The 18349-nt window shown below is 66.6% G+C and carries 16 protein-coding genes, 1 tRNA gene and 1 pseudogene; 13 read left to right on the forward strand and 5 right to left on the reverse strand.

Annotated features, from left to right (window positions below; translation table 11 throughout):
• Positions 1-20: 20 nt before the first annotated feature.
• Positions 21-962 carry a CAF17-like 4Fe-4S cluster assembly/insertion protein YgfZ gene (ygfZ, locus tag ACDI39_RS11410; RefSeq protein WP_225788078.1) on the forward strand — a complete coding sequence of 314 codons (942 nt, stop codon included), beginning with the start codon at positions 21-23 and terminating at the stop codon, positions 960-962.
• Positions 963-1017: 55 nt separating this feature from the next.
• On the forward strand, positions 1018-1824 hold the full coding sequence (locus ACDI39_RS11415) for an HDOD domain-containing protein (RefSeq protein WP_253080389.1): 807 nt from the start codon (positions 1018-1020) through the stop codon (positions 1822-1824).
• Positions 1825-1860: 36 nt separating this feature from the next.
• Here ACDI39_RS11415 and ACDI39_RS11420 read toward each other — a convergent pair whose 3' ends face one another.
• Positions 1861-3240: a sensor histidine kinase gene (locus ACDI39_RS11420; protein WP_253080388.1), complete on the reverse strand. Its 1380-nt coding sequence runs from the start codon at positions 3238-3240 to the stop codon at positions 1861-1863.
• Positions 3233-3904 carry a response regulator gene (locus ACDI39_RS11425; protein WP_225788075.1) on the reverse strand — a complete coding sequence of 224 codons (672 nt, stop codon included), beginning with the start codon at positions 3902-3904 and terminating at the stop codon, positions 3233-3235. The genes ACDI39_RS11420 and ACDI39_RS11425 overlap by 8 nt, the downstream gene beginning before the upstream one ends.
• Positions 3905-4105: 201 nt before the next feature.
• On the opposite strand from ACDI39_RS11425, the gene ACDI39_RS11430 reads away from it, so the two are divergent.
• The 5 genes from ACDI39_RS11430 (at position 4106) to ACDI39_RS11450 (ending at position 9642) form a co-directional block, all read left to right on the forward strand.
• Positions 4106-5395 (forward strand): OprD family porin, encoded by a 1290-nt coding sequence (locus tag ACDI39_RS11430; RefSeq protein ID WP_225788074.1) that lies wholly within the window; start codon positions 4106-4108, stop codon positions 5393-5395.
• Positions 5396-5429: 34 nt separating this feature from the next.
• Positions 5430-6410: a Bug family tripartite tricarboxylate transporter substrate binding protein gene (locus tag ACDI39_RS11435; protein WP_253080387.1), complete on the forward strand. Its 981-nt coding sequence runs from the start codon at positions 5430-5432 to the stop codon at positions 6408-6410.
• 237 nt (positions 6411-6647) lie between these two features.
• Positions 6648-7106 (forward strand): tripartite tricarboxylate transporter TctB family protein, encoded by a 459-nt coding sequence (locus ACDI39_RS11440; protein WP_225788072.1) that lies wholly within the window; start codon positions 6648-6650, stop codon positions 7104-7106.
• A 3-nt stretch (positions 7107-7109) separates the two neighbouring features.
• Complete coding sequence (locus ACDI39_RS11445) at positions 7110-8624, forward strand: tripartite tricarboxylate transporter permease (RefSeq protein WP_253099614.1); 1515 nt, start codon at positions 7110-7112, stop codon at positions 8622-8624.
• Entirely contained in the window at positions 8617-9642 is a 1026-nt protein-coding gene (locus tag ACDI39_RS11450) for an AbrB family transcriptional regulator (RefSeq protein ID WP_225788070.1), read from the forward strand. Before ACDI39_RS11445 ends, ACDI39_RS11450 begins: the two co-directional genes overlap by 8 nt.
• Positions 9643-9720: 78 nt before the next feature.
• Here the strand turns inward: ACDI39_RS11450 and ung are convergent, their stop codons facing one another.
• The gene (gene ung, locus ACDI39_RS11455) at positions 9721-10413 is read right to left on the reverse strand and encodes a uracil-DNA glycosylase (protein ID WP_253091137.1); all 693 of its coding nucleotides are present in this window, start codon (positions 10411-10413) and stop codon (positions 9721-9723) included.
• Positions 10414-10539: 126 nt separating this feature from the next.
• Here ung and ACDI39_RS11460 point away from each other — a divergent pair, with 126 nt between their 5' ends.
• Complete coding sequence (locus ACDI39_RS11460) at positions 10540-11646, forward strand: enoyl-CoA hydratase/isomerase family protein (RefSeq protein WP_225788068.1); 1107 nt, start codon at positions 10540-10542, stop codon at positions 11644-11646.
• 99 nt (positions 11647-11745) lie between these two features.
• Here the strand turns inward: ACDI39_RS11460 and ACDI39_RS11465 are convergent, their stop codons facing one another.
• On the reverse strand, positions 11746-12183 hold the full coding sequence (locus ACDI39_RS11465; RefSeq protein ID WP_225788067.1) for a hypothetical protein: 438 nt from the start codon (positions 12181-12183) through the stop codon (positions 11746-11748).
• Positions 12184-12400: 217 nt separating this feature from the next.
• Between ACDI39_RS11465 and ACDI39_RS11470 the strand changes: the two genes are divergently transcribed.
• The 5 genes and pseudogenes from ACDI39_RS11470 to ACDI39_RS11490 all read left to right on the forward strand — a co-directional run bounded on the left by ACDI39_RS11470 (position 12401) and on the right by ACDI39_RS11490 (position 16703).
• Entirely contained in the window at positions 12401-12610 is a 210-nt protein-coding gene (locus ACDI39_RS11470) for a cysteine-rich CWC family protein (protein ID WP_225788066.1), read from the forward strand.
• 29 nt (positions 12611-12639) lie between these two features.
• A pseudogene (locus tag ACDI39_RS11475) lies at positions 12640-13329 on the forward strand (pseudouridine synthase); the annotation flags it as partial.
• A gap of 395 nt (positions 13330-13724) precedes the next feature.
• On the forward strand, positions 13725-14609 hold the full coding sequence (locus ACDI39_RS11480; RefSeq protein ID WP_225788064.1) for an alpha/beta fold hydrolase: 885 nt from the start codon (positions 13725-13727) through the stop codon (positions 14607-14609).
• Between the two features lie 114 nt (positions 14610-14723).
• Positions 14724-14797, forward strand: a tRNA-Gly gene (locus tag ACDI39_RS11485).
• Positions 14798-15002: 205 nt separating this feature from the next.
• The gene (locus tag ACDI39_RS11490; protein ID WP_225788063.1) at positions 15003-16703 is read left to right on the forward strand and encodes a SulP family inorganic anion transporter; all 1701 of its coding nucleotides are present in this window, start codon (positions 15003-15005) and stop codon (positions 16701-16703) included.
• A 26-nt stretch (positions 16704-16729) separates the two neighbouring features.
• Here ACDI39_RS11490 and ACDI39_RS11495 read toward each other — a convergent pair whose 3' ends face one another.
• Positions 16730-18307, reverse strand: a complete 1578-nt coding sequence (locus ACDI39_RS11495; RefSeq protein WP_225788062.1) for an alpha/beta hydrolase — start codon at positions 18305-18307, stop codon at positions 16730-16732.
• Positions 18308-18349: the final 42 nt, after the last annotated feature.

Genomic DNA, 18349 nt, shown 5'->3' on the forward strand with positions numbered 1-18349 from the left:
TCCAGCAACCGCGATGACCCATGGCCGATTCCGCTTTCTTCTGTCCCCTGTCCCACGAGGGCATCCTCGCTGTCCGCGGCTCCGATGCCGGCAAGTTCCTGCAAGGCCAGCTGACCTGCAACATCAACTACCTCAGCCAGGAACACGCCAGCCTCGGCGCCCGTTGCATGGTCAAGGGCCGCATGCAATCGAGCTTCCGCATCCTGCCGGAAGGCAACGGCTACCTGCTGGCCATGGCCAGCGAACTGCTCGAACCGCAATTGGCCGACCTGAAGAAATACGCGGTGTTCTCCAAGGCCACCCTCACCGACGAAAGCAGCGCCTGGGCCCGCTTCGGCCTGCAACACGGCGAGGCCGCCCTGCAGGCCCTGGGCCTGGCCGTACCCGGCGAGGCTGGCGCCACCGTACGCCATGACGACCTGATCGCCATCAACGTCAGCGCAGGCCGTGTGGAGCTCTGGGTGCCCGCCCCGCAGGCCGGCGACGTGCGCGCGAAACTGGCCGCCAGCCTGGCGCAAGGCAGCCTCGACGACTGGCTGCTGGGCCAGGTGCGCGCCGGTATCGGCCAAGTCATGGGCCCGACCCGCGAGCTGTTCATCCCACAGATGATCAACCTGCAGGCCGTCGGCGGCGTGAGCTTCAAGAAAGGCTGCTACACCGGCCAGGAAATCGTCGCGCGCATGCAGTACCTGGGCAAGCTCAAGCGCCGCCAGTATCGCCTGGCCCTGGACCAGGCCGAGGTGCCGGCCCCTGGCACCGCGATCTTCTCGCCGACCCACGGCTCGTCGGTCGGCGAAGTGGTCATCGCGGCCAGCAGTGGCCAGGGCTGCGAATTGCTCGCGGTGCTCAGCGCCGAAGCGGTGGAGGATGACAACCTGCACCTGGGCAGCCTCGAAGGCCCGCGCCTGGAGCTGCTGAGCCTGCCCTACGAACTGGACCGCGACCGGGAAATCCAGCGCTGACCAGCCTGCCCCGCCGTACCGGCGGGGCCGCACCACCACTGCGGTAGAGAACCCCATGAACAAGCTGGCCGAGATGGTCCAAGCGCAATTGCTCGCTGCCATCGACAACGACGACCTGGTGTTGCCGACCTTGCCGGAGGTTGCCCTGAGCATCCGCGAGGCCGCCGAGAACAGCGAGATCAGCGTCGCCGCCCTGAGCAGGGTGATCGGCCGCGACGCCGCGCTGTCGGCACGCCTGATCAAGGTGGTCAACAGCCCCCTGCTGCGGGCCACGGTGGAGGTCACCGACCTGCACACCGCCATCACCCGCCTGGGTATCAACTACAGCTGCAACCTGGCGATCGGCCTGGTGATCGAGCAGATCTTCCATGCCCGCTCACCGGCTGTGGAACAAAAACTACGGGATATCTGGGCCAACAGCCTGGAAGTTGCAGGCATCAGCTATGAACTGTGCCGCCGCCATACCCAGCTCAAGCCCGACCAGGCAACCCTCGGTGGCCTGGTCCACCAGATCGGCGCATTGCCGGTGCTGATCTATGCCGAGGAACACAACGAGCTGCTCTCCGATCCAGTGTGCCTGCACTACGTGATCGAGCAGATCCATCCGGTGCTGGGTGACAAGATCCTCAGTGCCTGGGAGTTTCCCGAGCAGTTGGCCAACCTGCCCAGTCAGGTCCAGGACCTGGACCGGCGTACCGACAAGATCGACTACATCGACATCGTGCAGGTCGCCCGCTGCATCAGCCAGCGGACCCGCAGCCGCCCGCTGGCCGCCCTGCCCGCCTACCACCACCTCGGCCTGCCCCAGGGTACCGAGCTGGATGTCATGGACCTGCTCGACGCGCGCAGCATGTTGCGCTGAGGGTAACGCGCTGATCCGGGGCGCGGCCCCCAGCGCTCAATCGGCGATGAAGCTGACCCGCACCCGCAACCCACCCTGCTCGCCATCGTGCAGGCTGATCTGCGCCAGGTGCGCCCGGCAGATCTCGCCGACGATCGCCAACCCCAGCCCAGTGCCCTGGGCGCTACGCCGGTAGAAACGCTCGAACACCCGCTCGCGCTCCTCCTCGGGAATCCCCGGCCCGTCGTCCTCCACTTCGAGGATGGCCGGCGCCAGTACCCGCAGGATCACGTTGCCGCCGACCGGCGTATGGGCCAGGGCATTGTCCACCAGGTTGCTGAGCAGTTCGTTGAGCAAGGTCGGCTCGCCCTTGAGCCACACCGGCGCCTGCGCCTCCAGGGCCAGGGCCACGCCCCGGGCATGGGCCAGCGGCGCCATGGCCAGGCCCAGTTCACGGGCCAGCTGGCTGAGGTCCAGGCGCTGCGCACCGCCTTCGGCGATCGCCCGCGCACCGTTTTCCACCCGCGCCAGCGACAGCAGCTGGTTGGCCAGATGGGTCAGCCGATCGGTGCCCTGGGCAGCAGCCTCCAGGGTCTGCCGCCATTGCTCCGGCTCGTGCGAGCGCAAGCCCAGCTCGACCCGTGCCTTGAGCGCCGCCAGGGGGGTGCGCAGCTCATGGGCGGCATCGGCGATGAACTGGGCCTGGCGCTCGAACTGGCCACGCAAGCGTTCGGTGAAGTGGTTCAAGGCCCGCACCAGGGGGCCGAGTTCGCGCTGCACCTGCACCACCGGCAGGGCGCGCAGGTCGTCGGGCTGGCGCTCTTCCACCGCCGTGCGCAGCCGCTCCAGCGGACGCAGCGCGGCGCTGACGGCGAACCACACCACCACCAGCGCGGCCAGGGCCAGCATGCCCAGGCGCAGCAAGGTATCGGCCATCAGGCCACGGGCCATGCGCACCCGTGCTTCCTCCGTCTCGGCCACGCGGATCTCGGCCATGCCATTCATGTTCGGCTCGCTGACCGCCTTGAGCAGGCTGACCACGCGCACGTCCTGGCCCAGGTAGGTGGCGTCGTAGAAGCGTGCCAGGGCCGGGTAGTCGTCGGTACGTGGCGTGCCCGGCGGGGGCGCTGGCAAGTTCTCGTAGCCGGAGATCAGCCGCTGGTGGATATCCAGCACCTGGTAGTAGATGCGCCCGGCGCTGTCGTAGGCGAAGGTATCCAGGGCCACGTAGGGCACGTCGGCGCTGAGGGTACCGTCGCGCTGCGACAGGCCGGCGGCGATGGTCCGCGCCGACGCCAGCAAGGTGCGGTCGTAGGCGGTGTCGGCGGCCTCGCGGCCGTTCCAGTAGGCACTCAAGCCACTGGCCAGCATCAACACCACCAGCAGCAGGGCCAGGTTGCCCAGCAGGCGCCAGCGCAGGCTGCCGTCGTCACGCATCGCGGTGCTCGAGCAGGTAGCCGAGCCCCCTGAAGGTAACGATGGCCACCGGGTGGCCGTCGAGTTTCTTGCGCAGGCGGTGGATGTAGATCTCGATGGCATCGGGGCTGGCCTCCTCGTCCAGGCCGAACACCTGGGCGGCCAGTTGCTCCTTGCTCATCACCCGCCCAGGGCGGGCGATCAGCGCCTCGAGCACGCTCTGCTCGCGCTGGGTCAGGGTCAGGGCCTCGTCCTGCAGGGTGAAGCGCCGGGTGTCCAGGTCGTAGACCAGCGGGCCGCAGCGTTGCTGGCGCTCGCCACCGAGCACGCTGCGACGCAGCAGGGCCTTGACCCGCGCCTCCAGCTCGGTCAGCTCGAAGGGCTTGGCCAGGTAGTCGTCGGCGCCCAGGTTCAGGCCATGGACCCGGTCCTTGACGTCGCTGCGCGCAGTCAGCATCAGCACCGGCAAGGTCTTGCCCCGCCCACGCAGGCGCGCCAGCACCTCGAACCCGTCCATGCGCGGCAGGCCGACATCGAGCACGGCCACGGCATAGTCCTCGCTGGCCAGGGCCAGGTCGGCGGCCACGCCATCGTGCAGCACATCCACGGTCAGGCCCTGGCTCTTGAGGGCCTGGGCCACGCTTTCGGCCAGTGGCAGGTGGTCTTCGACCAGCAACACACGCATCGGATTCTCCCGGCTCGGGTGGGGCGTTGGCGCGGAGTGTACCGCTGTCGAGGGGCCTGTGAAGCCCTTGTGGCAAACCTTTCACGCTGAAAGGTTAGCGAAAGGTTCATTCCCTAGCATCGCACCACGGTCGCCCCATGCGCCGCAAGAAAGCACCAGCAAGGTGCACCGAAATAAGAACAATAAACGGAGTTTCCGACGATGCTGTCCACGCAGCCCCGGGCGTTCGCGCCTATCCGTTCCCTGTCCGCACGTCCCTGCACCCTCGCCAGCGCCCTCGCGCTCGCCGGTGTCGCCCCGATGAGCCAGGCCGCCTTCTTCGAAGACAGCACGGCCACCTTCGAAACCCGCAACATGTATTTCAACCGCGACTTCCGCGACGGCACCAGCGCGCAGCAATCCAAGCGCGACGAGTGGGCCCAGGGGTTCATGCTCAACTTCGAGTCCGGCTATACCGAAGGCACCGTGGGGTTCGGCCTGGATGCGCTGGGCATGCTCGGCATCAAGCTCGATTCCAGCCCCGACCGCACCGACAGCGGCCTGCTGCCGACCCATGACGATGGCAAGGCGGCCGACGAATACTCCAAGCTCGGCCTGACCGGCAAGGTCAAGGTTTCCAAGACCGAGCTGAAGATCGGCACGCTGATCCCGGAACTGCCGACCCTGCAGCCCAACGATGGCCGCATCCTGCCGCAGACCTTCGAAGGCGGCCTGGTCACCTCGCAGGAGATCAAGGACCTGACCTTCACCGGCGGCCGCCTGGAAAAGGCCAAGGACCGCAACGACACCAACTGGGAAGACATCGCCCTCAACAACAAGAACGGCCGCTTCGGCGGTACCTTCTCCGCCGACCACTACGACCTCGCCGGCCTGGACTACCAGTTCACCGACCGCATCACCGGCAGCTACCACTTCGCCCAGCTCGACGATATCTACCGCCAGCACTTCCTCGGCATGGTCGCCACCCAGCCCTGGGGCCCGGGCACCTTCGGCGCCGACCTGCGCCTGGCGGTCAGCGACGACCAGGGGCAGGCCAAGGCCGGCAGCATCGACAACACCACCGTCAATGGCATGCTCAGCTATGCCCTGGACGGGCACAAGCTCAGCGCCGCCTACCAGCACCTGTCCGGCGACAGCGCCTTCCCCTACGTCGATGGCGCCGACCCGTACCTGGTCAACTTCGTCCAGATCAACGACTTCGCCGGCGCCGACGAGCGCTCCTGGCAGCTGCGCTACGACTACAACTTCGCCGCCCTCGGTATCCCCGGCCTGACCTTCATGACCCGCTACATCAGCGGCGACAACGTCAGCCGTGCCGACGGCAGCGAGGGCAAGGAGTGGGAGCGCAACACCGAGTTCAAGTACGTGGTACAAAGCGGCCCGTTGAAGGACGTCGCCGTGCGCCTGCGTAATGCCACCTTCCGCTCGAATTTTGCCCGCGACGCCGACGAAGTGCGGCTGCTGGTGAGCTACAGCGTGGCCCTGTGGTAATCCCTACAACAACAATGCCTCACGGAGATAGACGATGACCTTTTCACTGCGCCGCCTCGTCCTCGCCACCGGCTGCCTGCTGCTGGCCGGCAACGCCCTGGCCGCCGAGCCGAAACGCCCAGAATGCATCGCCCCCGCCTCGCCCGGCGGCGGCTTCGACCTGACCTGCAAGCTGGTGCAGAGCGCCCTGGTCAACGAGAAGATCCTCAGCAAGCCCATGCGCGTGACCTACATGCCCGGCGGCGTCGGCGCGGTGGCCTACAACGCCGTTGTCGCGCAGCGTCCGGCCGATGGCGGGACCCTGGTGGCCTGGTCCAGCGGCTCGCTGCTCAACCTGGCCCAGGGCAAGTTCGGCCGCTTCGACGAGAACGCCGTGAAGTGGCTGGCGGCGGTCGGCACCAGCTACGGCGCCATCGCGGTGAAGAAGGACTCACCCTACAAGAACCTCGACGACCTGGTCGCAGCGCTGAAGAAGGACCCGGGCAAGGTGGTGATCGGCTCCGGCGGCACCGTCGGCAGCCAGGACTGGATGCAGACCGCACTGATCGCCAAGGCCGCCGGCATCGACCCGCGTGACCTGCGCTACGTAGCCCTGGAAGGCGGCGGCGAGATCGCCACTGCGCTGCTCGGCGGGCACATCCAGGTCGGCTCCACCGACATCTCCGACTCCATGCCGCACATCCAGAGCGGCGACATGCGCATCCTGGCGGTGTTCTCCGAAAACCGCCTGGACGAGCCTGAGATGAAGGACATCCCCACCGCCAAGGAGCAGGGCTACGACATCGTCTGGCCGGTGGTGCGCGGCTTCTACCTGGGGCCGAAGGTCAGCGACGAGGACTACACCTGGTGGAAAGCCTCGTTCGACAAGCTGCTGGCCTCGGAGGACTTCGCCAAGCTGCGCGACCAGCGCGAGCTGTTCCCGTTCGCCATGACCGGCGAAGAACTCGACGGCTACGTGAAGAAACAGGTTGCCGACTACAAGGCGCTGGCCCGGGAATTCGGGCTGATCCAGTAACAGTTAGTGTCCTGTCTCGGAAATAAGCTGTTCGCTTTTGGCGGCGTCTTGGGCGCCCGGCCGGCGTTGCCACTCCTCGCCATAGCCCTGCTATGACTCGTCGCGGCGCCTTGGCCGAACACCCAAGCCACTCGCCAAAAGAGAACGTATTTCCAAGACAGGACACTAGAGCCATGCGGGGGCGGCCTTTCGCGACACCAGGCCGCGCCCACAGTCGAGACTACCGAGGATTCTTCGATGATCCTGCAACGCATCTTCGCCCTGGCCCTGCTGGCGGTGTGCGCCGCCCTGGCCGTGATGGCCTGGCCTTACCAGGCCGCGTTTTCCTACGAACCGGTGGGCCCCCGCGCCTACCCGCTGCTGATGCTCGGCCTGATGGGCGTGGCGCTGCTCTACCTTGCCTTTCGTCCTACGCCCATCGTGCGCAAGGACGACGAGCCAGAGCTGGACCGCCCCACCCTGATCAAGATCACGACCTGTGTCGGCCTGTTGATCGTCTTCGCCAGCACCTTCGAGTCCCTGGGTTTCATCCTCAGCGCCATCCTCGTCGGCGTGCCGATGGCCCGGCTGTACGGCGGGCGCTGGTTGTCCAGCGTCATCGTGGTCGCGGCCATGAGCGCACTGCTCTACTGGCTGTTCGACCACGTGATGGACGTGCCCCTGCCCCTTGGCCTGCTGGACGTACTGGAGAACTGACACATGGATACCTTGAGCTACCTGGGCCAGGGCTTCGGCGTCGCCCTGAGCCCGTACAACCTGATCACCGCCCTGATCGGCACCCTGATCGGCACCGTGGTCGGCCTGCTGCCGGGCCTGGGCCCGATCAACGGCGTCGCCCTGCTGATCCCCATCGCCTTCGCCCTGGGCCTGCCCCCAGAGTCGGCGCTGATCCTGCTGGCCGCGGTGTACCTGGGCTGCGAGTATGGCGGTCGGATCAGCTCGATCCTGCTGAACATCCCCGGTGAAGCCTCCACCGTGATGACCACCCTCGACGGCTACCCCATGGCCCGCCAGGGCCTGGCTGGCGTGGCCCTGTCGCTGTCGGCCTGGAGTTCGTTCATCGGCGCCTTCATCGCCACCTGCGGCATGGTGCTGTTCGCCCCGCTGCTGGCCAAATGGGCGATCGCCTTCGGCCCGGCGGAATACTTCGTGCTGATGGTGTTCGCCATCGTCTGTCTTGGCGGCATGGCCGGCGACAAGCCACTCAAGACCTTCATCGCCGCGCTGATCGGCCTGTTCCTCTCCAGCGTCGGCATCGATGCCAACAGCGGCGTGTACCGCTTCACCGGCGACAGCGTGCACCTGGCCGACGGTATCCAGTTCGTCGTGCTGGTACTGGGCCTGTTCTCGATCAGCGAGATCCTCCTGCTGCTGGAAAAGACCCACCATGGCCACGCGGCGGTCAAGGCCACCGGGCGCATGCTGTTCAACCTCAAGGAAGCGGCCTCGGTGTTCGTCGTCAACATCCGCTGCGGCCTGCTGGGCTTCATCATGGGCGTGCTGCCCGGCGCCGGTGCGACCCTGGCCAGTGCCGTGGCCTACATGACCGAGAAGCGCATCGCCGGTGCCGAGGGCAAGTTCGGCAAGGGCGATGCACGCGGCCTGGCCGCCCCGGAAACCGCCATCGGCGCCTCCTGCTGCGGCGCCCTGGTGCCGATGCTGACCCTCGGCGTACCGGGCTCGGGCACCACCGCGGTGATGATCGGCGCGCTGACCCTGTACAACATCACCCCGGGCCCGCTGCTGTTCGAACAGCAGCCAGACATCGTCTGGGGCCTGATCGCCTCGCTGTTCATCGCCAACATCATGCTGGTGATCCTGAACATCCCGATGATCCGCATCTTCACCCGCATCCTCGCGGTACCGAACTGGGCGCTGGTGCCAGTGATCGCGATCATCACCGCGATCGGCGTATATGCCGTGCATGCCACCACCTTCGACCTGTTCCTGATGGTCGGCATCGGCATCATGGGCTACATCTTGCGCAAGCTGGACTTCCCGCTGTCGCCGATCCTGCTCGGCTTCATCCTCGGCGGCCTGATGGAGCAGAACCTGCGCCGTGCCCTGTCGATCTCCAACGGCGAGCTGGGCATCCTCTGGTCGAGCCCGATCAGCCTGGTGGTATGGGTACTGACCGTCTTCATGCTGACCCTGCCGCTGCTGCGCATCTGGCGCAAGCGCAGCCTGCAACGCCGGGCCATGGCCGATGCCTGACCGGTCGTTGCCGCTGTTCTGGGCCACCGGGCTGGTCGGCCTTGCTGGCGGGTTTCTCGCCAGCAAGGTCGGCTGGCCCTTGCCGTGGATGGTCGGCTCGCTGCTGGCGATCATCCTGGTGCGCTGCCTGACGCCCTGGCAGTTGACGGAAATCCCCAATGGCCGCAAATGCGGCCAGTGGATCATCGGCATCGGCATTGGCCTGCACTTCACCCCAGCGGTGATCGAGCAGGTGGCCGGGCACTTCGCCCTGATCTTCTTCGGTGCGCTGTTCACCACCCTGTCGGCGGTGATCGGCGTATGGCTGCTACGACGCACCGGCGAAGACCGTGCCACGGCGTTCTTCGCCAGCATGCCGGGCGGCTCGGGAGAGATGGTCAACCTTGGCGCGCGCAACGGCGCGGTGCTCAGCCAGGTGGCCGCGGCCCAGAGCCTGCGGGTGCTGGCGGTAGTGTTGTGCGTGCCGGCGCTGTTCAAGTTCTTGCTCGGCGATGGCATGCCGCTGAACCATTCCGCCAGCGTCAGTTGGGGGTGGCTGGCACTGATCGCGCCGCTCGGGGTACTGGCCGCACTGGGCTGGCAACGCCTGCGCCAGCCCAACCCCTGGCTGTTCGGTCCACTGCTGGTGGCCGCCTGCGCGAGCCTGGCGGGCAACCTGCAGATCGCCCTGCCGCCGGGCGCCAGCCAGGTCGGCCAATGGCTGATCGGCAGCGGCCTGGCCTGCCACTTCAACCGTGCCTTCTTCCGCCGCGCACCGTCCTTCCTCGGCCGCACCCTGCTGGCCACGGCGCTGAGCATGCTCATCGCCGCTGCGGCGGCCTGGGCCTTGAGCCTGCTGACCCACCTGGACCTGCGCTCGCTGACCCTGGGCATGATGCCCGGCGGCATTGCCGAGATGAGCCTGACGGCGGAGACCTTGCAGTTGTCGGTGCCACTGGTGACGGCGCTGCAGGTGATGCGCTTGTTGTTCGTGCTGTTTCTCGCCGAGCCGTTGTTCCGGCGCTGGAACGACGGCTGATTCGCCAGGCCGGCGGGCTTGCCCAATGCCATTTGGGGCGCTTCGTGCCCCAACTGACAAAGCCCCCTGGATCCAGGATCAGAGCGGCGGCAACGCCCAGTCGATCGGCGCCAGCCCGCGCTGTTCGAGGAAGCCGTTGGCCCGGCTGAAATGCCCGCAACCGAAGAACCCGCGATAGGCCGACAGCGGCGACGGGTGCACCGACTTGAGCACCAGGTGCTTGGTGCCATCGATCAGCTTCTGCTTGCTCTGGGCATGGGCCCCCCACAGCAGGAACACCACGTTCTCGCACTGCTCGCTGACCACCTGGATGATGCGGTCGGTGAACGGCTGCCAGCCGGCGTTGGCGTGCGAGGCAGCATTGCCGCGCTGCACGGTCATGGTGGTGTTGAGCAACAACACGCCCTGGTCGGCCCAGCTCTGCAGATAGCCATGGTTGGGGATGGGCAGGTTGAGGTCGCGCTGCAGTTCCTTGTAGATGTTCACCAGCGACGGCGGCGTGGGCACGCCCGGCTGCACCGAGAAGCACAGGCCATGGGCCTGGCCTGGGCCGTGGTAGGGGTCCTGGCCGAGGATGACCACCTTCACCTTGTCCAGTGGCGTGGAATTCAGGGCATTGAAGATCAGCGGCCCCGGCGGGTAGATCTCCTTGCCGGCAGCGTATTCCTGGCGCAGGAACTCACGCAGCTGCTTCATGTAAGGCTGGTCGAACTCGGCGCGCAGCGCGGCTTTCCAGCTGGGTTCGAGTTTGATGCGATCGTCGTCAGTCATGGGGCCATCCGTAAACAATGGCGCGACACTAGGTAAGCCGTCCGGCCTTGTCAATCGATCCGACCGACGACGGGCACGATCCCACTGGCGAACCATACTTGTGCGATGACTTGCGTGAGGTAGCCCATGTCCATTCATTGCGAAGTACTCACCGGTGCCGAAGGCGCGCGCATCGGCATCGCCACACTGGACGCGCCCAAGACGCTCAATGCCCTGAGCCTGCCAATGATCGAGGTTCTCGACGAGCACCTGCGGGCCTGGGCCAGCGACCCTGGCATCGTCTGCGTACTGGTGCGCGGCAATGGCCCCAGGGCGTTCTGCGCCGGCGGCGATGTGCGAGCGCTGGTCAATGCCTGCCGTGACCATCCTGGCAGCGTGCCTGCGCTGGCCGCGACCTTCTTCGCCGCCGAATACCGGCTCGACTACCGCCTGCACACCTACCCCAAGCCCCTGCTGTGCTGGGGGCATGGCCACGTGCTGGGCGGCGGCATGGGCCTGTTGCAGGGAGCCGGCGTGCGTATCGTCACCCCCAGCAGCCGGCTGGCCATGCCGGAGATCAGCATCGGCCTGTACCCGGATGTCGGCGCCAGTTGGTTCCTCGCCCGCCTGCCGGGCAAGCTCGGCCTGTTCCTCGGCCTGACCGGCGCGCCGATCAATGCCCGTGATGCCCTCGACCTGGGCCTGGCCGACCGCTTGCTCGGCGAATACCAGCAGGAGGCGTTGATCGAGGAACTGCTGCAACTGAACTGGCAGGAGCAGACCGTCCTGCAACTGAACAGCCTGCTCAAGGCCGAGCAGCATCGGGCCTGCGCCGAATTGCCCGAGGCCCAGTGGCTCCCGCGCCGGGAGCAGATCGATGCCTTGCTCGATGTGGCCGACCCGGTGGCGGCCTGGCGCGCCCTGTGCGGCTTGAGCCAGCATGCCGACCCGCTGCTGGCCGAGGCCGGGCAGCGGCTGCACGAGGGCTGCCCGCTGACGGCGCACCTGGTATGGGAGCAGATCCGCCGGGCGCGCTACCTGTCCCTGGCCCAGGTGTTCCAGATGGAATACACCATGAGCCTGAACTGCTGCCGTCATCCAGAGTTCAGCGAAGGCGTGCGTGCGCGCCTGCTGGACAAGGACAACCAGCCGCGCTGGCACTGGCCGGACATCGCCCAGGTCCCGGCCGCGGTGGTCGAGGCGCATTTCGCCAAGGTGTGGGAGGGGCGGCATCCGTTGGCCGACCTAGGGTGAGCAAGTTTCCTCCAGGCCATGGCGGCACGCCATGGCCTGTGGGGATTCCGTGGTTTTTGACATCCAGGTAGGCCGCTACCTGACTGCCGGGCATTGGCCTCAACGCCGCCAGTTACGGTCCCCCTGCCGGCCATCAGGTCGGCGCTTGTCTTCGCCCCGGCCATTGGAGTGCCAGCGCTCGTTCTGGTAGCGCCGGTTGTCGTTGCGGTAATCATGCCGGTCCCGATCCCTGCCGTAATCGTAGCGATGGCGGTTGCCGTAGTCATGACGCGGGTTACCGTGCCATTGCTTCACGACAGGCGGTGGATAGGGCTTGTAGTGCGGTGCGGGCGCCGGCCGGTAGTAACGTGGCGCGGGCTGGTAGTAGTAGCGCGGTTGCGGCGCGACGTAATAGCGGTCGTAGCGGTAATGGCCCGGATAAGCATAGCGATCGCTGGTGTAGTAGTCCGTGCGGTAATACCCCCCGCCCCCATGGTAGGGTGCGCAGGCGGTGGTCAACAGGCCCAGCAGGGCGATCAGCAGCATTCGACGGTACATGGCGGCCTCCTGGACCGCTGGAGTGCCCGACCCAGCGGCGCTGGCGAGCGTCGACGGATAAGCGTTCATCGACATCGAATAAGACCGTCGCGCCCAGGTACAGTGCCATTTTTGCAATAACTTGAAACAGCTTGTCCGTCCCGCCCAAGCGACGCCGCCTCCTCCCTCCCCTTCGGATATACTCCGGCGCAAGATGTACCAGCCCGATGATCGCAACATGAATGACCAACAGCACTGCCCCGCCTGTGGCGCCCTCAACCAGTGCAGCCTGGCCGACCCTCGTAGCGCCACGCAGAACTGCTGGTGCTTCGCGGTGACCATCGACCCAGCCGCGCTCCAGGCCGTGCCCGCCGAACTGCGCGACAAGGCCTGCCTGTGCCCTCGCTGCGCGTCGCTCAGCGAGCACGCCGAAGCAACGCGGCGCTAGACTGCGCTCTTTTCTCCCGACCTGCCGCCATGCGCCTAGACCGTTTCCTCGCCAACCACCCCTGCTACAACCGCCAGCAGGTCCGCCTGCTGCTGGTCCAGCGGCGTGTCCGCGTGGGCGATGCGGTGGTGAGCGACCCCCGTCATGAGGTCCGTGCGTTCGACCGCATCGAGGTGGACGGCCAAGTGCTCCAGGCCGGCCACCCGGCGCGCTACCTAATGCTGCACAAGCCCGCCGGTTACGTCAGCGCGACCCAGGACCCACGGCACCGCACGGTGCTCGACCTGCTGCCCGCTGGGCTGCGCGGCGACCTGCACATCGCCGGGCGCCTGGACTACAACACCACCGGGCTGATGATCCTGACCAACGACGGACAATGGTCGCGCCGCCTGACCCAGCCTGGTACCAAGCTGCCCAAGGTCTACCACGTCCAGACCGAGGACGAGATCGGCGAGCACTATGTCGCCAAGTTCCACGAAGGCTTCTACTTCGCCTTCGAAAACCTCACCACCCAGCCCGCCCGGCTGGACATCCTCGGGCCGCGCCAGGCACGCCTGGCGATCGTCGAGGGGCGTTATCACCAGGTCAAGCGCATGTTCGGCCACTTCCAGAACAAGGTGGTCGGGCTGCACCGCGAATGCATGGGGCCTATCCAGCTCGACCCTGCCCTGGCGCCGGGTGAGTTCCGCGAACTCACCGAGCAGGAGATCGCTTCGGTCCGAACGGATGGGGATGGGGATGGGGCTGCTGCAGCCCTCGGACTACAAGGCCCCTGGATTGACCGGCATTCCCCAAACGACCGCCCAGCGGTTTTCCCCGCAGGATTCCCCGAACGGCACTTGCAGGATCCCGCCCCTGCTGCTTGAATCCTAACTCGTCGGTCTGCATGTGACTTATCGGTCACAACCGCAGTCCAAGACACCTTTTTGCCGGCCACCCGGGGCCTCGATGCCCTGGGGCACGGCAGATTGCCCACCTAAAACAATACCGTCGACACGCGTGCCAAGGATCGACACAAGGGCTCCGGTTTCTCTTCGAGGCGTATGCCTACCTGTCATGAAGAACGTGCACCCTAGGTGACGCGAATACCCTTTTTGCGCCAGGAGTCGATGACATGAGGCCAGAAATCGCTGTGCTTGATATCCAAGGTCAGTACCGGGTTTACACGGAGTTCCATCGCGCCGAAGCCGCCGAGAAGACGATCATCCTGATCAACGGCTCCCTGGCCACCACGGCCTCCTTTGCCCAGACGGTGCGCAGCCTGCACCCGCAGTTCAATGTCGTGCTGTACGACCAGCCCTACGCTGGCAAGTCCAAGCCGCACAACCGCCAGGAACGGCTGATCACCAAGGAGACCGAGGCGCATATCCTCCTCGAGCTGATCGAGCACTTCCAGGCCGACCACGTGATGTCCTTTTCCTGGGGCGGCGCCTGCGCACTGCTGGCCCTTGCGTACCAGCCGCGACGGGTACGCAAGGCCATCGTCAGTTCGTTTTCGCCGGTGATCAACGAACCCATGCGCGACTACCTGGAGCGCGGTTGCCAGTACCTGGCCGCCTGCGACCGCTACCAGGTGGGCAACCTGGTCAACGACACCATCGGCAAGTACCTGCCGTCGCTGTTCAAGCGCTTCAACTACCGCCACGTCAGCAGCCTCGACAGCCACGAGTACGCGCAGATGCACTTCCACATCAACCAGGTGCTGCAGCATGACCTGCAGCGGGCACTGAAGGCCGCGCACAACATCGACATCCCGGTGCTGTTCATCAATGGCGAGCGTGACGAGTACACCACCGTCGAGGATGCCCGGCAGTTCGGCCAGCATGTGCAGCAAAGCCACTTCAGCGTGATCCGCGACGCCGGCCACTTCCTCGACATGGAGCACAAGAGCGCCTGTGAAGATACCCGCACCGCCATGCTCGGCTTCCTCAAGCCAACCGTGCGTGCGCCCCGTCAACGCCACCCGTACGTACAGGGGCAGCATGCATTGGCCATCTGACCGTCTCGGCGTCCCGTAGCCTCCAGCACCCGCAGGCTACGGGGCGTCGACAGGTCTTTTTACAACTCGGGCTTCTCATGGCGCGAGGGTTCTGGTAAAAAGTCGGGCTCCGAAGCGGGTGTAGTTCAATGGCAGAACTGCAGCTTCCCAAGCTGCTAGCGTGGGTTCGATTCCCATCACCCGCTCCATATCGCTTTCCCGCATGACGTTCCAGCAGCGTCATCGCCTGTCAAAAGGAGCTTCTGCTCCTTTTTTCGTGCCCTCCTTTCGTTATATGGCCTCTGGCCATCTCTTCGCCGATCGGCTTGAATGCCCTCTGGATTCCACTTGCAAGCGAAACGGCTTCGGGCGCATATGCTCGAAGCACTGCGAAACATTTCGAAAGGACTGCGCATGTTTCTCTCCCGCTGGCTACCCGGCCTGGCCAACCTCCTCCACTACCGCCGCGAGTGGTTCCATGCCGACCTGCAGGCAGGCCTGTCCGTGGCCGCGATCCAGATTCCCATCGCCATCGCCTATGCCCAGATCGTCGGTCTGCCGCCACAATACGGGCTGTATGCCTGCGTGCTGCCGATGATGGTCTACGCCCTGATCGGCAGTTCGCGGCAATTGATGGTCGGCCCGGACGCGGCGACCTGCGCCATGATCGCCGGCGCCGTGGCGCCGCTGGCCATGGGCGATACGCAGCGCACCGCCGAGCTGGCGGTGATCGTCACCGTGCTGGTGGGGCTGATGCTGATCGCCGCCGGGGTGGCCCGGGCCGGGTTCATCGCCAGTTTCTTCTCGCGGCCGATCCTGATCGGCTACCTCAACGGCATCGGCCTGAGCCTGATCGCCGGGCAATTGAGCAAGGTGGTGGGGTTCAGGATCGAAGGCGACGGTTTCATCCTCAGCTTGCTCGACTTCCTCCAGCGTCTGGGTGAGATCCACTGGCTGACCCTGGCCATCGGCCTGGCCGGCCTAGGCCTGCTGATCTGGCTGCCGCGCCGTTATCCGCGCCTGCCCGCGGCGCTACTGACGGTGGCGCTGTTCACCCTGCTGGCGGGGCTGTTCGGCCTGGACCGTTTCGGCGTGGCCATCCTCGGCCCGGTGCCGGCGGGTATCCCGGAGCTGGCCTGGCCGCAGAGCAACCTGGCGGAAACCAAGAGCCTGCTGCGCGATGCCCTGGGTATCGCCACGGTGAGCTTCTGCAGCGCCATGCTCACCGCCCGCAGCTTCGCCGCCCGCCACGGCTACGCGCTCAACGCCAACCATGAGTTCGTCGCCCTTGGCGTCAGCAACCTGGCCGCCGGGATCTCCCAGGGCTTCGCCATCAGCGGCGCCGATTCGCGGACCGCGGTCAACGACATGGTCGGCGGCAAGAGCCAATTGGTGGGCATCATCGCCGCGCTGGTGATCGCCTTGATCCTGCTGTTCTTCACCGCGCCCATGGCCTGGATTCCCCAGGCCGCCCTGGGCGCCGTGCTGCTGATGGCCGGCTGGGGGCTGATCGATGTGAAGTCCCTGGGCAAGATCTACAGGCTCAGCCGCTTCGAGTTCTGCCTGTGCCTGCTGACCACCGTGGGCGTGCTCGGCCTGGGCGTGTTGCCGGGCATCATCTTCGCCGTGACCCTGGCGATCCTGCGCCTGCTGTACAGCATCTACCAGCCCACCGACGCCGTGCTCGGCTGGGCGCCCGGTATCGAAGGCCAGGTCGACATCCGCCACCACCCCGACGCCCGCACCGTCCCAGGCCTGGTGGTGTACCGCTTCGACGACGCGATCCTGTTCTTCAACGCCGACTACTTCAAGATGCGCCTGCTCGACGCCGTGCAGCAGGAGAGCAAGCCCCAGGCCGTACTGTTCGACGCCGAGGCGGTGACCCGCATCGACGTCAGCGGCATCGCCGCCCTGCGCGAAGTACGCGATACCCTCGCCGCCCAGGGCATCCACTTCAGCATCGCCCGCGCCCGTGGCCCCTTCCTGCGCATGCTGGTGCGCTCGGGGATGGCGCGGGAGATGGAGGACAAACTACTGTTCGGCTCGGTGCGGGCGGGGATCCGGGCGTACCGGGTGTGGCGCAACAGGCAGCGGCAAGCCGTACGGGAGGAGTGACGCCGCTTACCGCTGGCATGCCTGTTTCAAGGATCGATGCCTTGAGGATACCTGCACGCCTCGGCTACGGTTTGCGTCCCTTTGCCGAGCAGGCTGACCAACCCGCACGGCAGGCTCCCCCGCCATTGCAGGTAGTCGTGCCCCGCCGGATATTCGACTTGCTCGACCTCATACCCCTTGGCCAGCAGCACATCACGCAGGTGGCGATTGCTGTCGAGGATCCTGGGCCCTTCGAACAGCCCGGCCTGCAGGTAGAAACGCAGCGGCAGGCGGGGCACCTTGACGTACTCGCGGGTCAGCCAGCCAGGCTCCTCGCCCTCCCTGGCCCACCAGTAGGAACCCGACAGGCTCAGCACGTTACCGAACAGCTCCGGATGCCTGAGCCCCATGTAAGCTGCGGCCAGGCCGCCGTAGCTGGAGCCGGCGACCACGGTGTGCGAGGCCTGCGCCGAGATCCCTTGCCGATGCGCCCAGGGCATCAGTTCCTCGGCCATGAAGCGCGCGAAGGCTGGGTTGGGCGGCAGTTCCTGTTGACGGCTGAGGTCACTGGGATTGGCGATGATGATCGCCGCCGTGGGCGGTATCCGACCTTCGGCGATCAGGTTGTCGAGGATCGTCGGGGTCGGTACCTGGCGGGTGTAGGCGTGGGCGTCGAACAGCACCAGCAGGCCTTGGTCGGCCTGGCCCAGGCGCCAGCCAGCCGGGCGGTACAGGTAGATGTCACGCTCGTTGCCCAGCGACCGGCTGGCCAGGCGCTTGCGCTCGACGCTGCCACGGGCCACGCCCGGCCGCTCGGCACTCCACGGCTGCGGCGCAGCGTCGGGCAGCTCCAGGCGGGAACGTGACAACCAGGGGTCACCGCTGGCGTCGGCGAAGGTGTTGGGGTTGAGCGGGTCGCGGCGCGTGCTGGCGAGGATCACCCGGCGGTCGTCCGAGGGGGGTACATCCGGGGCCATCTGGTAGCTCAGCCGCGTAGCGGCGGGTACCTCGAAACTGCGGTACCAGACATCGCTTTCGCCCAGGCGCTGCAACGCCTCGTGGCTGCCACTCGGGGCGCCGAACATACGCACGTTGTCCCTGGCACCGCGCCAGAGGAAGGTGACCAGGCGCTGCCCGGGCTTGCCGGGAACCGCCTCGACCAAGGGCGTGCCCTGTTCGGCACGCGCCTGCCAGAACGCTGCCGTGTCGCCACCGTTAGCGAGTTGCCCGGCCAGCTCGCGCAGGGTCGGGCTGGCCAGCGGCACCGGAGCACGGCGCTGCTCGCTGGCCGCCAGCACCTGCTCCAGGCGCAAGCTGAAGTGGGCCCCCGGGCGGATCGGCAGGGGCTCGGCGCGCAGGCCGAAACGGCCGTCGCGCCCGGCGACGAACAGGAACTCGCGGGGCTGGTCGAGGCCATCGAGCAGCAGGCGCAGCGATTGCCCGCGCTCATCGAGCAAGCGCAGGCTGACATCGCCATCGACCCAGCCACGAACCAGGTCCCCGGCCTTGAGCGACAGTGGCCAGACGGACTGGGAGGCCTCGAGGGCCCGGCCGCTGACGACCTGGCCTACCCGCAGCCCTTGGTCCGGCGCGGCCTGGGCCCCACCCGCACAAGCGGCGGCCATGAGCACCGCACACCCACAGCACGCGAATCGATGCATGTTCAC

Source organism: Pseudomonas sp. Tun-23181, from assembly GCF_057415455.1.

Coding starts and splice junctions, on each gene's coding strand:
- ACDI39_RS11430 (WP_225788074.1), top strand. CDS start 4,106: ATGCTGTCCACGCAGCCCCGGGCGTTCGCGCCTATCCGTTCCCTGTCC.
- ACDI39_RS11490 (WP_225788063.1), top strand. CDS start 15,003: ATGTTTCTCTCCCGCTGGCTACCCGGCCTGGCCAACCTCCTCCACTAC.
- ACDI39_RS11440 (WP_225788072.1), top strand. CDS start 6,648: ATGATCCTGCAACGCATCTTCGCCCTGGCCCTGCTGGCGGTGTGCGCC.
- ACDI39_RS11470 (WP_225788066.1), top strand. CDS start 12,401: ATGAATGACCAACAGCACTGCCCCGCCTGTGGCGCCCTCAACCAGTGC.
- ACDI39_RS11460 (WP_225788068.1), top strand. CDS start 10,540: ATGTCCATTCATTGCGAAGTACTCACCGGTGCCGAAGGCGCGCGCATC.
- ACDI39_RS11435 (WP_253080387.1), top strand. CDS start 5,430: ATGACCTTTTCACTGCGCCGCCTCGTCCTCGCCACCGGCTGCCTGCTG.
- ACDI39_RS11445 (WP_253099614.1), top strand. CDS start 7,110: ATGGATACCTTGAGCTACCTGGGCCAGGGCTTCGGCGTCGCCCTGAGC.
- ACDI39_RS11495 (WP_225788062.1), bottom strand. CDS start 18,307: ATGGCCGCCGCTTGTGCGGGTGGGGCCCAGGCCGCGCCGGACCAAGGG.
- ACDI39_RS11415 (WP_253080389.1), top strand. CDS start 1,018: ATGAACAAGCTGGCCGAGATGGTCCAAGCGCAATTGCTCGCTGCCATC.
- ACDI39_RS11420 (WP_253080388.1), bottom strand. CDS start 3,240: ATGCGTGACGACGGCAGCCTGCGCTGGCGCCTGCTGGGCAACCTGGCC.
- ygfZ (WP_225788078.1), top strand. CDS start 21: ATGGCCGATTCCGCTTTCTTCTGTCCCCTGTCCCACGAGGGCATCCTC.
- ACDI39_RS11450 (WP_225788070.1), top strand. CDS start 8,617: ATGCCTGACCGGTCGTTGCCGCTGTTCTGGGCCACCGGGCTGGTCGGC.
- ACDI39_RS11425 (WP_225788075.1), bottom strand. CDS start 3,904: ATGCGTGTGTTGCTGGTCGAAGACCACCTGCCACTGGCCGAAAGCGTG.
- ACDI39_RS11465 (WP_225788067.1), bottom strand. CDS start 12,183: ATGTACCGTCGAATGCTGCTGATCGCCCTGCTGGGCCTGTTGACCACC.
- ACDI39_RS11480 (WP_225788064.1), top strand. CDS start 13,725: ATGAGGCCAGAAATCGCTGTGCTTGATATCCAAGGTCAGTACCGGGTT.
- ung (WP_253091137.1), bottom strand. CDS start 10,413: ATGACTGACGACGATCGCATCAAACTCGAACCCAGCTGGAAAGCCGCG.